The sequence below is a fragment of the Streptomyces sp. NPDC093568 genome (assembly GCF_044764945.1).
GTDB lineage: Bacteria > Actinomycetota > Actinomycetes > Streptomycetales > Streptomycetaceae > Streptomyces.
Window position 1 is genome coordinate 601479 of record NZ_JBIWJD010000005.1, and the last position, 17702, is coordinate 619180.

15 protein-coding genes are annotated in these 17702 nt (G+C 71.8%); 9 read left to right on the top strand and 6 right to left on the bottom strand.

The genetic code is table 11. The annotated features are described in order from the left end of the window. Positions 1 to 95: 95 nt before the first annotated feature. Together ACIRD7_RS23405 and ACIRD7_RS23410 are read left to right on the top strand one after the other, a co-directional pair. Positions 96 to 1703 (top strand): MFS transporter, encoded by a 1608-nt coding sequence (locus ACIRD7_RS23405; protein ID WP_403456248.1) that lies wholly within the window; start codon positions 96 to 98, stop codon positions 1701 to 1703. A 107-nt stretch (positions 1704 to 1810) separates the two neighbouring features. Next, positions 1811 to 2440 carry a TetR/AcrR family transcriptional regulator gene (locus ACIRD7_RS23410; protein ID WP_403456249.1) on the top strand — a complete coding sequence of 210 codons (630 nt, stop codon included), beginning with the start codon at positions 1811 to 1813 and terminating at the stop codon, positions 2438 to 2440. Between the two features lie 58 nt (positions 2441 to 2498). Here the strand turns inward: ACIRD7_RS23410 and ACIRD7_RS23415 are convergent, their stop codons facing one another. After that, positions 2499 to 3722, bottom strand: a complete 1224-nt coding sequence (locus ACIRD7_RS23415; RefSeq protein WP_403456250.1) for an RNA-guided endonuclease InsQ/TnpB family protein — start codon at positions 3720 to 3722, stop codon at positions 2499 to 2501. Positions 3723 to 4096: 374 nt separating this feature from the next. Here ACIRD7_RS23415 and ACIRD7_RS23420 point away from each other — a divergent pair, with 374 nt between their 5' ends. The 4 genes from ACIRD7_RS23420 (at position 4097) to ACIRD7_RS23435 (ending at position 8598) form a co-directional block, all read left to right on the top strand. Then, entirely contained in the window at positions 4097 to 5149 is a 1053-nt protein-coding gene (locus tag ACIRD7_RS23420; protein ID WP_403456252.1) for an endonuclease/exonuclease/phosphatase family protein, read from the top strand. Between the two features lie 147 nt (positions 5150 to 5296). Beyond that, positions 5297 to 6520: an MFS transporter gene (locus ACIRD7_RS23425; RefSeq protein ID WP_403456254.1), complete on the top strand. Its 1224-nt coding sequence runs from the start codon at positions 5297 to 5299 to the stop codon at positions 6518 to 6520. A 225-nt stretch (positions 6521 to 6745) separates the two neighbouring features. Further along, positions 6746 to 7771, top strand: coding sequence for an ATP-binding cassette domain-containing protein (locus ACIRD7_RS23430; protein WP_403456255.1), 1026 nt, complete (start codon positions 6746 to 6748; stop codon positions 7769 to 7771). Beyond that, the gene (locus ACIRD7_RS23435; protein ID WP_403456258.1) at positions 7768 to 8598 is read left to right on the top strand and encodes an ABC transporter permease; all 831 of its coding nucleotides are present in this window, start codon (positions 7768 to 7770) and stop codon (positions 8596 to 8598) included. Before ACIRD7_RS23430 ends, ACIRD7_RS23435 begins: the two co-directional genes overlap by 4 nt. Before the next feature lie 19 nt (positions 8599 to 8617). On the opposite strand, the gene ACIRD7_RS23440 is transcribed toward ACIRD7_RS23435, so the two are convergent. Beyond that, positions 8618 to 12022 (bottom strand): AfsR/SARP family transcriptional regulator, encoded by a 3405-nt coding sequence (locus ACIRD7_RS23440; RefSeq protein ID WP_403456260.1) that lies wholly within the window; start codon positions 12020 to 12022, stop codon positions 8618 to 8620. A 377-nt stretch (positions 12023 to 12399) separates the two neighbouring features. Here ACIRD7_RS23440 and ACIRD7_RS23445 point away from each other — a divergent pair, with 377 nt between their 5' ends. Continuing rightward, positions 12400 to 13200 (top strand): site-2 protease family protein, encoded by an 801-nt coding sequence (locus ACIRD7_RS23445; protein ID WP_403456262.1) that lies wholly within the window; start codon positions 12400 to 12402, stop codon positions 13198 to 13200. A 6-nt stretch (positions 13201 to 13206) separates the two neighbouring features. On the opposite strand, the gene ACIRD7_RS23450 is transcribed toward ACIRD7_RS23445, so the two are convergent. The 3 genes from ACIRD7_RS23450 to ACIRD7_RS23460 are packed head-to-tail and all read right to left on the bottom strand — an operon-like array spanning position 13207 to position 15282. Then, positions 13207 to 13392: a hypothetical protein gene (locus tag ACIRD7_RS23450; protein ID WP_403456264.1), complete on the bottom strand. Its 186-nt coding sequence runs from the start codon at positions 13390 to 13392 to the stop codon at positions 13207 to 13209. A 53-nt stretch (positions 13393 to 13445) separates the two neighbouring features. Next, positions 13446 to 14171, bottom strand: coding sequence for an NADPH-dependent F420 reductase (npdG, locus tag ACIRD7_RS23455; protein ID WP_403456266.1), 726 nt, complete (start codon positions 14169 to 14171; stop codon positions 13446 to 13448). Positions 14172 to 14208: 37 nt separating this feature from the next. Then, complete coding sequence (locus ACIRD7_RS23460) at positions 14209 to 15282, bottom strand: exo-alpha-sialidase (protein ID WP_403456268.1); 1074 nt, start codon at positions 15280 to 15282, stop codon at positions 14209 to 14211. A gap of 106 nt (positions 15283 to 15388) precedes the next feature. Here ACIRD7_RS23460 and ACIRD7_RS23465 point away from each other — a divergent pair, with 106 nt between their 5' ends. Next, entirely contained in the window at positions 15389 to 15991 is a 603-nt protein-coding gene (locus ACIRD7_RS23465) for a hypothetical protein (RefSeq protein ID WP_403456270.1), read from the top strand. 107 nt (positions 15992 to 16098) lie between these two features. Continuing rightward, entirely contained in the window at positions 16099 to 17424 is a 1326-nt protein-coding gene (locus ACIRD7_RS23470; protein WP_403456272.1) for an MFS transporter, read from the top strand. A 10-nt stretch (positions 17425 to 17434) separates the two neighbouring features. Here the strand turns inward: ACIRD7_RS23470 and ACIRD7_RS23475 are convergent, their stop codons facing one another. After that, positions 17435 to 17665: a hypothetical protein gene (locus ACIRD7_RS23475; RefSeq protein WP_403456274.1), complete on the bottom strand. Its 231-nt coding sequence runs from the start codon at positions 17663 to 17665 to the stop codon at positions 17435 to 17437. Positions 17666 to 17702 lie beyond the last annotated feature (37 nt).

A 17702-nucleotide genomic window follows, 5' to 3' on the forward strand; every position in this document is an offset into this window, starting at 1 on the left:
ACCCCGATCCCGCTCGAGCCGAGGCTGCGTAAGTTCTCGGTAAGAAATTAAGATACGAGACGGTTCCGTATCGAAAATCTCCTAGGCTCGGCAGCATGACTTCTCCCGTCCCTGACACCGGCCACCGGATACCGGAAGCCGTGCACCGGCGCCGCTGGGCGATCCTCGGCGTGCTGATGCTGAGCCTGCTGATCGTCGTCCTGGACAACTCCATCCTGAACGTCGCCATCAAGACCATCTCGACCCCCGCGCCGACCGGCCTCGGCGCCACCCAGAGCGAGCTGGAGTGGGCGATCAACGCCTACACGCTCGTCTTCGCGGGCCTGCTGTTCAGCGCGGGCATCCTCGGCGACCGGCTCGGCCGCAAGAAGGTCCTGCTCGGCGGCCTCGCGGTGTTCGGCATCGGTTCCGCGCTCGCCGCGTTCTCGGGCTCCCCGGGGGAGCTGATCGCGTTCCGGGCGGTGATGGGTCTCGGCGCCGCCTTCGTGATGCCGGCGACCCTCGCCGTCCTGATGAACGTCTTCGAGCGCGACGAGCAGCCGAAGGCCATCGGCATCTGGGCGGGCGGCGTCGGGCTCGCCATCGCCATCGGGCCGATCACCGGCGGTGTGCTGCTCGACCACTTCTGGTGGGGGTCGGTCTTCCTCATCAACGTGCCGATCGTGCTGCTCGCGATCGCGCTGATGCTGTGGCTCGTCCCGGACTCGCGCGATCCGAAGCCCGGCCGCATCGACCCCGTCGGTGTCGTGCTCTCCGTGGTCGGCCTGGTCCTGCTCGTCTACGGCATCATCAAGGGCGGCCAGCTCGCCGACTTCACCGACGTCACGGTCCTCGCGACGATCGGCGCCGGGCTCGCCGTACTCGCCGCCTTCGTGGTGTTCGAGAAGCGCAGCGACCATCCGTCCATCGACATCACGTACTTCCGCAACAAGGTCTTCTCGGCCGCGATCGGCGTCATCGCGCTGGTCTTCTTCGCGCTGATGGGCGTGACCTTCTTCTCGGTCTTCTACACCCAGAGCGTGCGCGGCTACTCGCCGCTGCAGACCGGTCTGCTGATGCTGCCGCTCGCCGCCGCCCAGATGATCTTCGCGCCGCGCGCCCGGCTCCTCGTCGACCGGTTCGGCAACCGGGCCACCACCACCGGCGCCATGCTGCTCATCGCGCTCACGCTGGCCGCGTTCGCCACGTTCGAGGCGGACACGCCGATCTGGATCCTGGAGGTCGTCTTCTTCCTCATGGGCGCCGCGATGGCGCACATCATGACGCCGATCAGCGTCGTCATCATGCAGGCCCTGCCGCGCGAGAAGGCCGGCTCCGCCTCCGCCCTCAGCAACACCTTCCGCCAGGTCGGCGGCGCCCTGGGCATCGCCGTGCTGGGCTCGGTGCTGTCGACGGCGTACCGCGGCGACATCGAGAACCGGCTCACGGCGCTGCCGGAGGGCGTACGGCACACGGCGGGCGAGTCCATCGAGGCCACGCTCGGCGTCGCCGACCGGCTGGGCCCGCGCGGCGATGCGCTCATCGGGCCGGCGCACGACGCGTTCCTGCACGCCATGCACATCACGGCGCTGTGGGGAGCGGGTGTCGCGGTGCTCGGCGCGGTGATCGTGGCGCTGTTCCTGCCGGGGCGGCCGAAGGCGCCTCAGGACGGCGAGGAGGAGCGGGAGTTGGTGACCTCGGAGTCCTCGGAGTCCTCGGAGTAGGAGAAGCGCCCGAGTGGCCGTCCCGCGAGCGCGCCGAGTGGCTCTCGTACCCGGCGGCCTTCGCAGCGGGGGACAATCAGCACACCCCACGGGAAAGGACCGACCACGTGAGCCTCGCCGACAGCCACCCCCGGCAGGGCGGACCCGTCAGGGGCCGTCCCCGCAGCGAGGCCGTGGAGCGGTCCATCATCGAGGGGGTCATCCGGCTCCTCGAGGAGGGCGTGCCGCTCGCGGAGCTGTCCATCGAGCGCATCGCCCGTACCGCGGGCGTCGGCAAGGCCACCATCTACCGCCGCTGGAACGGCAAGGAGGAGCTCTTCGTCGACGTCGTGCGCGCCGCCGAGCCCCCGGACCCCGACCTGCCCGGCACCTCGGTGCGCGACGATCTCGTGACGCTGGTGGAGCAGTTGCGCCGGCGCGGCCTGATGACCCGCTCGTCGGTGCTCCTGCACAACGTCATCGCCCAGATGAAGCGCAGTCCGAAGATCTGGGAGGCCTACCACGCGATCGTGGTCGAGCCGCGGCGCCGCAGGCAGCACGAGATCCTGCGGCGGGGGCAGGAGAACGGCGAGTTGCGCACCGACATCGACGTGGACGTGATGAACGACATGATCTTCGGCCCGATGCTGGTGCGTGCGGTCATGCGCCCGGACGCCGACCTGCCGGACGGGCTGGCGGAACAGATGGTCGACATGGCGCTCGAAGGTCTACGGCCCGTCAGTTCACGCACTCCTTGACATGCTCCTCGCCCTGAAGGGCGAGGATTCCGGCCTTCCTTGACTGGTTGCTGTGCCGCTACGCGGCACGGTTTCCGGTCGGGAATCCGTGGCTTCCTGTTTCTTCGCGCTGTGCCGGGATTGCTCCTGGTCTTACCGGCGCTCCGCAGGCCGATACCGCCAGTCCGGCGGCCGTTTTGATGTTGAGTGCGGCGTTGGTGTCCCGGTCGTGGACGGTGTTGCAGGCGGTACAGGTCCATTCCCGCACATTCAGGGGTTTGGGGCCGTCCTTGACGCCGCAGGTGGAGCAGACCTGACTGGTCGGTTCGAACCGGCCGATCTTCACCAGGGTGCGGCCGTACCGCTGCGCTTTGTACGCCAGCATGCTGATGAACTGTGCCCATCCGGCGTCGTGGACGGACTTGGCCAGGCGCGTGCGGGCCAGTCCCGCCACCGACAGGTCCTCCACGGCGATCCCTTGGTTCTCGGAGATCAGCCTCGTGGAGAGCTGGTGGTGGAACTCCCGGCGCGCGTCAGCAACTCTGGCATGGGCGCGGGCGACCCTGCGGCGGGCCTTGGCGCGGTTCTTGGATCCCTTCTGCTTACGGGCCAGGTCTTTTTGGGTCTTCTTCAGCTTCTTCTCCGCGCGCCGCAAGAAGCGCGGAGAGTCGACCTTCGTGCCGTCGGAGAGGACCGCGAAGTGGGTGAGGCCGAGATCGATGCCGATGGTGCGGTCGGTCTCGGGCATCCGGGCGGCGTCGGCGGTGGGATCGGTGTCGATGACGAAGGAGGCGAAGAATCTGCCTGCCGCGTCCTTGATGACGGTGACGGAGCTGGGCGTCGTGGGCAGGGTGCGCGACCACTTCACCTTCACCGCCCCGATCTTCGGCAGGCTCAGCCGGCCACCATCGGTGATGCTCCAGCGGGCGTTGGCGGTGAACCGGATCGACTGCCGCGTGTCCTTGCGGGACTTGAACCGGGGAGGGCCGATCCTTCGGCCCTTGCGGGTGCCCTTGAGGGAGGCGAAGAAGTTCTTGTAGGCGGCCTCGGCGTCCCGCAGGGACTGCTGGAGGACGACTGCGGAGACCCCGCCGAGCCAGGCGCGCTCCGGCTTCCGTTTCGCCTCCGTGATCAGGCGTGTCGACAGCTGACCGGCCGTCGGGAACGGCTGCCCGGCCTTACGGGCGTCCTCGCGGGCACGCACGGCGTCGTTGAACACGACGCGCGCGCACCCGAACGCCCTGGCCAGCGCGGCCTGCTGTACGGCGTCGGGGTACAACCTGAAGGCGTACCGAAGCTGCATGACGATCACACTAGGAAAGTCGAACTCACATCGTCACCGGGAACATGTGAACGACCCGTCACCTTCACGAAGCAGAGTCCGGCTCCACCGGAACGCCACCGCGACGCTCCGCGTCACGACCACGAGATTCGCTACACACCCGGCCTGAAGCTGAAGGCCGGAGCACTGCGAATGATTCCCGGTAGCACGCATGTGCGCGTTTCGTCACAGAGCGCGCTTTCCCGCCGGGTGACCGGAACTCGCGAAGGCGACTTGTACGTCCTCGCCCCCGTACGGCCGTCATGAGTACGGCAGGAACGGAGCCGATCATCCCCTAGGGTTTTCCATGGGCGCGGGGGGACGACGGTGTGCACGGCAGGTAGTGAGGCGACGGTATGGCGCAGCAGGCGTACGTGACGGAGACGGACGGTTCGGGCCCGGGTCCCGAGCGGCGGGAATCCGGGCTTCGGCGCCTGCGGGGACGGCTCGTCGCGGGCTGGCGCGGTGACCCGCGCATCTGGCGGCGCGGGATCGTGCTGGCCGCCTTCGCGGTGGTCCTCGCGCTGGTGATGCTGCTGCACGCGCAGATCCCGAACGTCATCGGCAACCTCGGCAGTCTGACCGAGACGTTTCTGCCGTGGCTGGGCCTGTTCGTCCCGGTACTGGTCCTGCTGGGCCTGGTGCGCAGGTCCGCGACCGCGCTGATCGCCGTACTGCTCCCGTCGATCGTGTGGCTGAACCTCTTCGGCGGCCAGCTCACCGACAAGACCGGCACCGGCGGCGACCTGACGGTGGCCACGCACAACGTCAACGCCGACAACGCCGACCCGGCGGGCACCGCCCAGGACGTGGCCGCCTCCGGTGCGGACATCGTGGCCCTGGAGGAGCTGACGGCCGACGCGGTGCCGACGTACGAGAAGGCGCTGGGGTCGACGTACAAGTACCACTCGGTGCAGGGCACCGTGGGGCTGTGGAGCAAGTACCCGCTCAGCGGTGTGAAGCCGGTCAACATCGAGCTGGGCTGGACCCGTGCCATGCGGGCCTCGGTGGCCACGCCGGCCGGGCAGGTCGCGGTGTACGTGGCCCATCTGCCGTCGGTGCGGGTGAAGATGGAGGCCGGGTTCACCGCCCGGCAGCGCGACAAGAGCGCCAACGCGCTGGGCGAGGCCATCGCCCATGAGCCGGTGCGCGACGTCGTGCTGCTCGGCGATCTGAACGGCACGATGAACGACCGCGCGCTCCGGGCCGTCACCGCGCAGATGCGTTCCACGCAGGGCGCTTCCGGCACCGGGATGGGGTTCAGCTGGCCGGCGTCGTTCCCGATGGCGCGGATCGACCAGATCATGGTGCGGGGCGTCGAGCCGGTGAGCTCGTGGACGCTGCCGGAGACCGGGAGCGACCATCTGCCGGTGGCGGCGCGTGTGAAGGTCGACACATCCGCCTCCTGAAAACCCCAGGTCAGCACCTTCTGTACGGGTCTTTGCCACCGGCTTGTCAGCTGCCGGAGTACTGGGCCTGAGAGACTTTGTTCCGAACTTGAACATACGAAGTCACGGAACTGACGCTCTCGACACCCCGAAAGGCAAAGGCACTTCATGCCACTGGCCCTGCTCGCCCTCGCCGTAGGCGCCTTCGGTATCGGCACGACCGAGTTCGTGATCATGGGCCTGCTGCCCGAGGTCGCGAACGACCTGCACATCTCGATCCCCACCGCCGGGCATCTGGTCTCGGCGTACGCGCTCGGCGTCGTCATCGGCGCCCCGCTGCTCGCGGCGGTGACGGCGCGGATGGCGCGCCGCTCCGTCCTGATCGGCCTCATGGCCCTGTTCGTCGCGGGCAACGCCCTGTCCGCGTTCGCGCCGGACTACCACTGGCTGATGGCCGCCCGCTTCCTGAGCGGCCTGCCGCACGGCGCCTTCTTCGGCGTCGGCGCGGTCGTGGCGACGAACATGGTCGCGCCGGAGCGCAAGGCCCGCTCCGTGTCGCTGATGTTCCTGGGCCTGACGATGGCCAACGTCGCCGGCGTGCCGGTGGCCACGCTCATGGGGCAGCACCTGGGCTGGCGGGTGACCTTCCTCGGTGTGAGCACGATCGGCCTGGCGGCGATGGCCTCGCTCGCGCTGCTGATCCCGCGCGCCGAGGCGCACGCCGCCCCCGCCTCCGGTCTGCGGGGCGAACTGGCCGCCCTGCGCTCGCTGCCGGTGTGGCTGGCGCTCGGCACGACGGTCGCGGGCTTCGGCGCGCTGTTCGCGGCGTACAGCTACATCACGCCGATGCTGACCGACGCCGCCGGGTACGCCGACGCCAGCGTGACGATGCTGCTGGCGCTGTTCGGGGTGGGCGCGACGGTGGGCAACCTGCTGGGCGGGCGGCTGGCGGACCACGCGCTGCGGGCGACGCTGTTCGGCGGGCTGATCTCGCTGGCCGTGGTGCTGGCGCTGTTCCCGCTGATGATGTCGGCGCAGTGGAGCGCGGCGCTCGCGGTGACGCTCCTCGGCACGGCGGCGTTCGTCACGGGCTCGCCGCTGCAGCTGATGGTGATGGAGAAGGCCTCCGCGGCCCCCTCCCTGGCCTCCTCGGCCAACCAGGCGGCCTTCAACCTCGCGAACGCCGGCGGCGCCTGGATCGGCGGCCTGGCCCTGACGGCGGGCTTCGGCGTCACGTCCCCCGCCCTGACCGGCGCGGCACTGGCCGTGCTCGGCCTGGGGGTCGCGGGGGCGGCGTACGCGGTGGACCGCCACCGGGTCGCTCCGCGGGCCGGCCGGGAGCGCGTGGTCGCGGGGCATGTTCCGCAGCCGGCGGAGACGGTTCAGCACTGAGTTTTACGGGGTTGCGGGGAGCGGGCTGCCTGGCTGGGGCTGGGTGGCCCGTTTTCGTGGGGCGGTGCCGGGGGCTGGCGTGGGGTCCAGCGGGTCCCAGGGCCCGGCGTTCCGCTGCTTGGCAGCGCCTCACCCGTCCCACGTCGCCGCACCGTCAGCCCGCCGTACACCCCCTGTCGGTGGGCTGTCGGTGGTTTGTCGGTGGGGGCTGGCACTGTCCTTGCCATGAAGCGAATCGACAACAAGCCGGGCGGCGTGAGCAGCGCCGTCTCCGTGCGGGGGTTGGTCAAGCACTACGGCGAGACCAAGGCTCTGGACGGTGTGGACCTGGATGTGCGTGAGGGCACCGTCATGGGGGTGCTGGGGCCGAACGGGGCGGGCAAGACCACCCTGGTGCGGATCCTGTCGACACTGCTGGCGCCGGACGCCGGACAGGCGACCGTCGTCGGGTACGACGTCGTGCGTCAGCCGCGGCAGCTGCGCCGGGTGATCGGGCTGACCGGGCAGTACGCCTCCGTGGACGAGAAGCTCCCGGGGTGGGAGAACCTGTACATGATCGGGCGGCTGCTCGATCTGCCCCGCAAGGAGGCACGCGCGCGTGCCGACGAGCTGCTGGAGCGGTTCTCACTGACCGAGGCGGCCAAGCGGCCCGCGTCCACCTATTCCGGCGGTATGCGGCGCCGGCTCGACCTGGCCGCCTCCATGATCGGACGGCCGGCCGTGCTGTTCCTCGACGAGCCGACCACCGGACTCGACCCGCGCACCCGCAACGAGGTGTGGGACGAGGTCAAGACGATGGTCGGGGACGGTGTGACCGTCCTGCTGACCACGCAGTACATGGAGGAGGCCGAGCAGCTCGCCACCGAGCTGACCGTCGTCGACCGGGGCAAGGTCGTCGCGGCCGGCGGCATCGAGGAGCTCAAGGCCAAGGTCGGCGGGCGCACGCTCAGGATCCGCCCGGTCGACTCCCTCCAGCTGCGCCCGCTGGCCGGTTACCTCGACGACCTCGGCATCACCGGGCTCGCGACCACCACCGTGGACGCCGGCGCCGGCACGCTCCTGGTCCCGATCCTCAGCGACGAGCAGCTGACCGCCGTCGTCGGCGCCGTCACCGCGCGCGGCGTCACGCTCGCCTCCATCACCACCGAACTGCCCAGCCTGGACGAGGTGTTCCTGTCGCTCACCGGCCACCGCGCCAGCGCGCCGCAGGACACCGTGCCCACCGACGACCGCGAGGAGGTCGCCGTATGAGCGCCACCACCGTCACCGACGCCGGCACCGCCGTCATCAAGGACGACGCCCGCATCCCGCTGCGCGGACACCTGCGGCACACCGGCGCGCTCGTACGCCGCAACCTGCTGTGGATCAGGCAGGACCCGGAGTCGATGGCCGACGCGCTGCTGATGCCGGTCATCTTCACGCTGCTGTTCGTGTTCGTCTTCGGCGGCTCGATCGGGCAGGCGCTGGGCGGCGGCCAGGACCAGTACGTGCAGTACGTGATCCCCGGCATGATCGCGATGATGAGCATGACGCTCTCCCAGGGGGTCGGCACCGGCTTCAGCCAGGACTTCAACTCCGGTGTCATGGACCGCTTCCGGTCCCTGCCGATCGGCCGCGGCTCGGTGCTGTTCGCGAAGATCTCCGTGGAGCTGCTGCGGATGCTGTTCGCGACCGCCGTGCTGATGATCGTCGCCGTCCTGGTCGGGTTCGACATCACCAACTGGGCGGGGCTGCTGGCGACCGTCGCCCTGTCCACGGCGTTCGCCTCGTCGATCATGTGGGTGTTCCTCACCCTCGGCGTGATCATGAAGAGCGCGCAGTCCGTGCAGGCGATGGGTTTCCTGGTGCTGTTCCCGCTGCAGTTCGGCTCGTCGATCTTCGCGCCGACGACGTCGATGCCGGGCTGGCTCCAGGCCTTCACCGACTACAACCCGCTGTCCACCCTCGCGGACGCCTCGCGCGGCCTGATGGTGGGCGGGCCGGTCGCCCACGACCTGTGGGTGACGCTCGGCTGGTCGGTGGCCATCACGGCGGTCATGGCGCCGGTCGCCATCCACAAGTTCCGTACGAAGAGCTGACGGCGGCCTTGCGGGCGCGTCAGACCAGGGCGGCGGCCTCCTCGGGGGAGAGGCCGCCGCCCTCGGCGTACGCCGCCTCGAAGGCCTCGTCGCCGAGCGCGGCGCGCAGCGCTTTCGTGGCCCTGGCGTGCGTCGTGCGTTCGACGGTCGTCGGCGCATGGCTCGCCGGCAGCAACGCGTCGCCCGCGGCGAGACAGCGTGCCCCGTCGCGGGCACGGCTCCCGCCGTCGACTCCGGCGAGCCCGAACGCGGCGAGGTGCAGGAACACCGCACGCATGTACGGGGCGATGGTCTGCGCCAGGGGGTCCTCGGCCCGCTCCAGGGCCGGCCGGACCTTGGCCAGGCAGGCCTCATGGCTGCCTTCGGCCGCCTCCACGAACGCTTCTCCGCCCAGGATGAAGGCGTCGAAGATGATGAAGTGGGCGATCTTGAACTGCTCACGCAGCAGCCGGATCTGCTCGCGTGCCTCGGCGGTGCGGCCGGTCAGGGACAGCCATCCGGCGAGGGCCAGCCGGGCGAAGGGCATCGCCTCGTTGCTCGCGCCCTCCATCCCCGCGATCACCTCGCGCAGCAGCCGTTCGCCGCGCTCGGTCTCGCCCGCCTCCACCAGCGCGCTGCCGAGCCGTGCCTTGAGCACCGAGCCCTGCGCACGGGCGCCGAGCCGCTCGGCGATCTCGATCGCCGCCTCGTAGTCGGGGCCCGCGAGGTCGAAGCGGCCCTTGCGTTCATGTGACTCCGCCCGCGCGGAGAAGGCCTCCGCGGTGCCCCACAGATCGCCGATGCGCCGGTAGATCTCCAGCGACTCCTCGGCGTCCCGGGTGGCGTCGACCGCCCATTCGCTGCGGTTGGCGTACAGGTTGGCCCGCCACTGCAGGCTGGAGGCGAGCTCCCAGTCGTAGCCGGGGGTCTCGCGCGAGGTGCGAACGGTGGCGTCGGCGACCGCCCGCAGCCGCTCCACGTCCCCGGAGAGCATGACGGCGAAGAACCAGAGCATGCCGGGGACGCGGCAGGTCTGCGGCATGCCCGGCTGGTAGGTGGCCGCGATGGACCGCAGCTTCGTCTGTGCCTCGGGGGTCTGCCAGGCGTCCAACTCGGTGTCCATGCAGGCGAGATGGACCAGGTGGACACCGCGCCGGGCCTCTTCGAGGACCTCTCCGCTCCAGGGCGGCGGGCTGTCCGTGCAACGCTCCCGGACGGGGGCGGCGGGGCGGGGCGGGTCGGGGAACGGGTCGGGCCCGAGGGTCATCACCTCGCTGGACCAGTTGCGGGCCTCTATCCGCAGGTCACGCATCTGCCAGTACCAGGCGAGCGACAGGATCAGGCACATCGCCTCCTGCTCCTCGCGGCCGGTGACGGCGAACCGCAGGGCGGTGCGCAGGTTCTCCGACTCGCGCTCCAGCCGCTCGACGGCGGCGAGCTGGCCGGGGCCGCGCAGCAACGGGTCGGTGGTGCGGGCGAGTTCGCGGTAGTACGTCAGATGCGCGCGACCGGCCTCCGCCCGCCGCCCGGTCTCGTCGAGCCGTTCGCCCGCGTACTCGGCGACGGTCTCCAGCAGCCGGTAGCGCATCTCGCCGTCGCTCGAGGGTGCGGCCACCACGAGGGACTTGTCGACGAGCGAGCCGAGCGCCTCCAGGGCGGCGGGTCCGCACACGGCCTCGGCGGCGGCGAGGTCGCAGCCGCCGGCGAAGACGGACAGCCGCCGCAGCACCTCCCGTTCGCCCTCGTCGAGCAGGTCCCAGGACCAGTCGACGACCGCGCGCAGGGTCTGCTGGCGGGGCAGGACGGTACGGCTGCCGGAGGTCAGCAGCCGGAAGCGGTCGTCGAGCCGGTCGGCGATCTGGCGTGGGGTGAGCATGCGCAGGCGGGCCGCGGCGAGCTCGATGGCCAGGGGCAGGCCGTCGAGCCGCCGGCAGATCTCCGCGCACGCCGCCGGGTCGTCCTCGATCCGGAACCCCGGCCGCGCGGCGCCACCCCGGTCGGCGAGCAGCGCCAGCGCGAACGGCTCGGGCAGCGGCTCGACGGGCCGCAGCAACTCCCCCGGTACGCCGAGGGGTTCGCGGCTGGTGGCCAGCACGGTCAGTCCCGGGCAGCGCTCCAGCAGCTCCTCCACGAGCCGGGCGGCGGCCTCGACGACGTGCTCGCAGTTGTCGAGGATCAGCAGCATGCGGCGTTTCCCGAAGTGTTCGGCGAGCCGCTCGACGGGGTCGTCGTGCCGGTCGTTCCCGGCCCGCATGGCCTCGGCGCCGGCGCCGTACAGCACGGTCTCGCGGGCTCCTACGGCGGTGAGCACGGCCTCCGGTACGGCCCCCGGGTCGTCGACCGGCGCGAGCTCCGCCAGCCACACCCCGTCCGGCGCGCCGTCGCGCACGCTCTCGGCGGCCTCCTGCGACAGCCGTGTCTTGCCGGCGCCGCCCGGGCCGAGCAGGGTGACGAGCCGGGCGGTGGTGAGGTCGCCCCGGATGGCGGCGATGTCGCCCTCGCGCCCGACGAAGGAGGTCAGGCGGGCGCGGAGATTGCCCGGGGCCGCGGTCGCGGCGGGGGCGTCAGGTGTGCCGCGCGTGCCGGCGGGAGCGGTCGTGGCGCGGCCGCTGTCGAGGGCCTCGGGAACGCCGGACGCGTCGGCGGCGCGGGGCGCGCCCGTACCGACCGCGCCGAACGCCGTACGACGCACCGTGCCGTCGGCGACGCCGCCCTCGGTCGGCCGCAGCAGTTCCGCGTGCAGCGCGCGCAGCTCCGGCCCCGGGTCCGAGCCGAGCCGGTCCGCCAGGAGGTGTCGTACGTCCTCGTAGGCGGCCAGGGCCTGCGCCGTGCGGCCCGCGTCGCGCAGGGCGCGCAGGCGCAGGGCCTGCAGGGGTTCGTCGAGCGGGTGGCTGTCGCACAGGGCGGTCAGCTCGGGCAGTGACTGCTCGGCGTGGCCGAGGGCGAGGGCGGCGGCGTGCCGGGAGCGCAGGGCGTCGAGGCGGCGGGTCCGCTGGCGTGCCGCCTCGGCGGTGTGGTCGGGCAGGTCGGCGAGGGCGGGGCCGTGCCACAGGGCGAGGGCGTCGTCGAGGATGCCGGCCGCCTTCGCCGGGTCGCCGTCGGCCAGCGCGCGGGTGCCCTCGCCGACGAGCCGCTCGAAGCGGTGCAGGTCGATGTCGTCGGGGGCGGCGGCGAGGCGGTAGCCGCCCTCCGCCGAGAGAATCGCGTCGGCCCCGAGGGCTCGGCGCAGCCGTCCCACGAGCGCCTGGAGGGCGCCGGTGGCATCGGCGGGCGGCTCCCCGCCCCACACCTCGTCGACGAGCAGCCCCACGGGGACGGTCCGGCCGGCCCGCAGCGCCAGCACGGTCAGCAGAGTACGAAGCCGCGCCCCGCCGACCGGAACGGAGCGGCCGTCGGGGCGAAGGGCCTGGGTGGTGCCGAGGATGCGATAGCGCACGGGGTCCATTGTCTCTGGTGGGTGGGGGGCGGTCACAGGGTTGGGCGGCGGGGCGGGTGAGGAGTTCCGGTGGGCGGTCCCGGCGTGGCCGCGCGTGTCGTCCGGGTACGGGCCGGTGGGGGCTGATCGCGCGGTTCCCCGCGCCCCCAGGGGGTTGGGCCGAGCGCCGGCCGCAGAGCCCATGGCACCGCCATCGCCGTCGAGGGGCGCGGGCGCCAGGCAACCCTCCGCGGGATCCGCCCGTCCTCGTCGCACACCCGCGAAAGCCCCATGCCCCCACCCTCTCCGGAACCACCACCCCACCGCGAGACGTTTTCCCCGTGCGCCCGGTACGGTCGGGCAGGCCGCCGCGCGGTCCCGCGCGTCACGAGAGTCCAGGGAGCCCCATGACCACCGCCCTCAGCCGCCGCAGCGAACGGCGGATCAGCCCCGTCTTCGTCGGGATCCTGGCCGTCACCGCCGTGACGGGCTGGGCCACCTGGACCGGGTTCGCCGAGCAGCCGGGGCTGGCGGTGTTCCTGTTCGTGACGGCCGCCTGGATCGTGTCCCTGTGTCTGCACGAGTACGCGCACGCGCGTACCGCCCTGCACAGCGGCGACATCTCGGTCGGTGCGAAGGGCTATCTCACCCTGAACCCGCTGAAGTACACGCACGCGCTGCTCAGCATCGTGCTCCCGGTCATCTTCGTGATCATGGGCGGTATCGGTCTGCCGGGCGGTGCCGTCTTCATCGAGCGCGGGCGGATCCGGGGCCGCTGGCGGCACAGTCTGATCTCGGCCGCGGGGCCGCTGACCAATGTGCTCTTCGCCGTCGTGTGCACCGCGCCGTTCTGGCTGGACGCGCTGGACGGCGTCCCGCGGGACTTCCGCTTCGCGCTCGCCTTCCTCGCGCTGCTGCAGGTCACGGCCGCGATCCTGAACTTCCTGCCGGTCCCGGGTCTGGACGGCTACGGCGTGCTCGAGCCCTGGCTGTCGCAGAAGGTCAAGCGCCAGGTGGAGCCGTTCGCGCCGTTCGGGCTGCTGTTCGTGTTCGCGCTCTTGTGGGTGCCGGAGGTCAACAGCGTGTTCTTCGACATGATCGACGCCGTCCTGCGCGGCCTCGGCATCAGCGACTTCGACACGTACTGCGGATACGACCTCTTCCGCTTCTGGCGCGACTCGAACGAGCTGTGCACCATCGGCTCGTGACCCCGGTCAGCCGGCGGCGGAGCCCCGTCGCTCGTCCTTGGCCCGCTTGACGTAGTACCACGCCATGTTGGACGACAGCCCCGCCAGCAGCACCCACACGATCCCCAGGAAGCTGCCCTGCGCGAAGGAGACGACGGCCGCCGCCACGGCGAGCACACAGACGATCAGGGCATAGACACCAAGGCGGGGCATTTCACTCGGCTCCTTCGGGGGACACTGCTACCGGACCAGTGTCCCCCATCCCGTCATACGTCGGTGACGCGGAGCCCCGCGTGCGCCTTGTACCGCCGGTTGACCGAGATCAGGTTCGCGACCAGCGCCTCCACCTGGTGGGCGTTGCGCAGCCGCCCCGCGAAGACGCCGCGCATGCCGGCGATGCGGCCGGCCAGCGCCTGCACGATCTCCACGTCGGCCCGGACCTCGCCCAGCACCATGACGTCGGTGTCGATCTCGTCGATCTCCGGGTCCTCCAGCAGGACCGCCGACAGATGGTGGAAGGCGGCCGTCACCCGGGAGTCCGGGAGCAGGGCGGCGGCCTGCTCGGCGGCGCTGCCCTCCTCCGGCTTCAGCGCGAAGGCGCCCTTCTTGTCGAAGCCCAGCGGGTTGACGCAGTCGACGACCAGCTTCCCGGCCAGCTCCTCGCGCAGGGACTCCAGCGTCTTGGCGTGGCCCTCCCACGGCACGGCGACGATCACGATGTCGCTGCGCCGCGCGCACTCGGCGTTGTCGGCGCCCTCGATGCCGTGCCCGAGCTCAGCGGCGGCGGACTCGGCACGCTCGGCGGCACGCGAGCCGATGATCACCTTCTGGCCGGCCCGCGCGAGCCGGTAGGCGAGGCCCTTGCCCTGCGGCCCGGTCCCGCCGAGCACGCCGACGACGAGCCCGGAGACGTCCGGGAGGTCCCAAGGGTCCTTGGCCGGGGCCTTCGCGGGGGCGTCGGTGGGCTGCTGTGCACTGTCGGTAGAGGTCATGGGCCGACTTTACGTCCGCCCCGCCCGGCTCGTCGGGTCAGGTGAGGCGGCTCACGGGCACGCGCCGGAAGGTGATCGTCTCGTAGGGGCCGAAGTCGCCTGTCTCGTACAGGAGTCCGACCGTGTCGGCGTCGATCCGGGCGAGGTCCGAGTACGCGGCGGGCAGTCCGTCCGCGGTGTAGGCGGACCGCCAGGTGACGCCGTGGTCGGTGGAGGCGCGGATGGTCATCAGCGCGCGGGCGGCGGGGTCGGCGGGGCCGGAGAAGAGCAGGACGTCGGGGTCGCGCAGCTGGAGCACGCTGCCCTCGCAGATGGGGGCGGACAGGCCGGCCTGCGGGCGGAAGGGCTTCACCAGCGTCTCGCCGCCGTCCTCGGAGTAGGCGTCGGCGCGGTTGCCGGGGGACACGGAGTCGTTGCGGGTGTTGAAGTAGACCCGGCCGTCCGGGAGTTCGGTGCCGGTGGTCTCGTTGACGTTGACGTAGCCGTCGGTGTTCTCGTCGACGTAGCCGATGCGCCAGGTCTCGCCCCGGTCGTCGCTGAGCAGGCAGTGGCCGCTGTTGTACCGGGGCTCGGTGCCGATGTCGTCGCCGGCGGGCGGGATCGTGTGGTTGGCGGGGACGACGACGCGGCCGGTGCTCAGCTGGAGGGCGTGGCCGGGCGTGGTGGCGTACCAGCGCCACCCCGGCCGCTTCACCTGCGCGGTGATCTCCTTGGAGCTCGACCAGGTGACCCCGTCGTCGTCGCTGTACCGCGTCCAGATCCGGCGGCCGTCGGTGTCGCTCACCTCGCCGCGCAGGATGCCGGCCTCGGTGGCATTGGCGTGGTTGCGGATGTAGACGAGCAGGATGCGGCCGGTGTCGAGGACGACGGGGGCCGGATTGCCGGCCAGGTGCCAGTTGTTGTCGGCGACCACTCTGAGGGGGCCCCAGGTGCGGCCGCCGTCCGTGGACCGTTTCAGCACGATGTCGATGTGCCCGTGGTCGCTGGCGGAACCGACCCGGCCCTCGCAGAAGGCGAGCACCGTGCCCTCGGCGCTGACGACGACGGCCGGGATACGGAAGGAGGCGTATCCCTCCTGGCCCGCGCGGAAGGGGACAGTGGTCTCGGTCATCGCCTTACTCCTCACCATGGCCAACGGGCCCTGTGCATCCCCATGCCGGGCGAATTCCCGGTGAACTCCGGGTCACGAGTGGTCCGCTGCGGCAGGATGCCGTGGCATGGATGCCGTACGGGTCGCGCTGCTGCGCGAAGTGCTCGCCGGGACCGAGTGGTTGGGGGCCACCCGGCGGTTCGCGGGGACGCTGCGGGCGTCGGCCGTGACGCACGGCGGCGGGCTGCTGCTGGTCGGCACGCGGGAGTACGAGCCGTGGCATCTGGCCGCCCATCTGGTGGACGAGGCCGCGTGGTCGGGGACGCCGGAGCTGGCGCCGACCCTGGTACGGCACGGGGCACGCGCCTCGGATCCGGCGCATCTGGCGGTCGGCCTGGGGCGGTTGGCGGCGGCGCGGCGGGGGGAAACGCTGCTGGTGGTGTCGCCGGACCGGCCGGGCGGGCCACTGCTCGAACGGGTGCACGACGCGCGGCGGGCCGGGGCGACGGTGCTGGCGCTCGGCACCGGCGAGGGCGAGCTGACGGCGATGGCCCACGAGAGGCTGGTCGTGCCCGAGGGGGCGGAGCTGGACCTGGACACGGTGCAGCATCTGGTGAGCGCCGGGGCGGGCGAGAACACGGTGCCCTCCGGGCGGGGACGCCGGCGGTTGCGGGACCGCCTGTCCCGGCTGGCGGAGTCCCTGACGGCACCGCCGCCCGCCCGCTGGTGACCTCGCCCTGACGGCACCGCCCCCGCCCGCTGGTGACCTCGCCCGGGCGGCGCCCACCCGCAAAACCGTTTGCCTCCGCTCCCCGCGCCGTCCGACCATGACCCCTCGTGACCGACCACTCCCCCACCTCCGCGCCACCCTCCCGGCTGCGCGCGGTACTCCCCGATCTCACTCCCTGGCGGGCCTCCGCCGACTTCAGGCGGCTGTGGCTGGCGGGGCTGGTCTCCACCTTCGGCAGCTTCCTGACCTTCGTCGCGCTGCCCGTGCAGATCAAGGAGCTGACCGGGTCCGCCGCCGCGGTCGGGGCGATCGGGGCCGTGGAGCTGGTGCCGTTGATCGTGTTCGGGCTGTACGGCGGCGCGCTGGCCGACGCGCTCGACAAGCGGAAGCTGATCGTGTGGACGGAGGCCGGGCAGGCGGTGCTGAGCGCGGCGCTGCTGGTCAACGCGCTGCTGCCGAGCCCGGCCGTGTGGCCGCTGTACATCGTCGCGGCCCTGTCCTCCGCGCTGGTGTCGGTGCAACGCCCGGCCCTGGAAGCCCTGTTGCCCCGGATCGTGGCCCACGACCAGCTGCCCGCCGCCGGCTCGCTCAACGCGCTGCGCTGGCAGGTCGGCGGCGTCGCGGGCCCCGCCCTGGCCGGCGTCGTCGTCGCGTACGCGGGGCTCGGCTGGGCGTACGGCGCGGATCTGCTGACCTTCGTCGTCTCGGTCGTGTTCATCGTCGGCCTCGCGCCCTCCCCCGCCTCCCCCGAGGCCGCCAAGCCGACCCTGAAGGCCATCGCCGAGGGCGCCCGCTACGCCTGGAGCCGCAAGGAACTGCTCGGCACGTACGTCATCGACATCGCGGCGATGCTCTTCGCGCTGCCGCTGGCCGTACTGCCCTTCCTCGCCGACGAGTTGAACGCGCCCTGGTCGCTCGGTCTGATGTACGCCGCCGTCCCGGCGGGCGCCATGCTGGTGAGCCTGACCAGCGGCTGGACCTCGCGGGTGCACCGGCACGGGCGGGCCGTCGTGGTGTCGGCCGCGCTGTGGGGCGTGGCCATCACGGCGGCCGGCCTGTCCCGGAACGTCTGGCTGGTGCTGCTGTTCCTGACCCTCGGCGGCGCCGCAGACATGGTCAGCGGCATCTTCCGCGGGGTGATGGGGAACCAGACGATCCCGGACGAGCTGCGCGGCCGGCTCGCCGGGATCGAACTGCTGTCGTACTCGGTGGGCCCGCAGCTGGGCCAGACGTACATGGGCGGGATCGCGGCCTGGCGGGGCGTGCGCACGGCCGTCTGGTCGGGCGGGCTGCTGTGCGTGGGCGCGGTGGGGCTGCTGGCGCTGTGCCTGCCGAAGCTGATGACGTACGACGCGCGCACGAACGAGCACGCGGTACGGCTGCGGGAGCAGCGGTCGGCGGCAGCAGCCGCACCGGCACCGGTGGAGGGCTGACCGGCCGGGATCAGTCGTCGTCCGCCGGGGTCGCCGGGGCGTCGTGCCACCTGGGGTCGTTCTCCCACTCCAGGTTGCGCTCCCGGGCCAGGTCCATCGCCTGCTGGGCCTCCTGACGGCTGGCGTACGGCCCGAAGCGGTCCTTGGCCGGGCACTCCGGGCCCTCCTCGACCTTCTTGTGGACGAGGCAGTAGTACCACTCGCCGGGCTTGCCGACCGTGCGCTTCTTGAACAGGGCCATGACCCGCTCCTTTCGCCTGAGATCGCCACCGTCATGG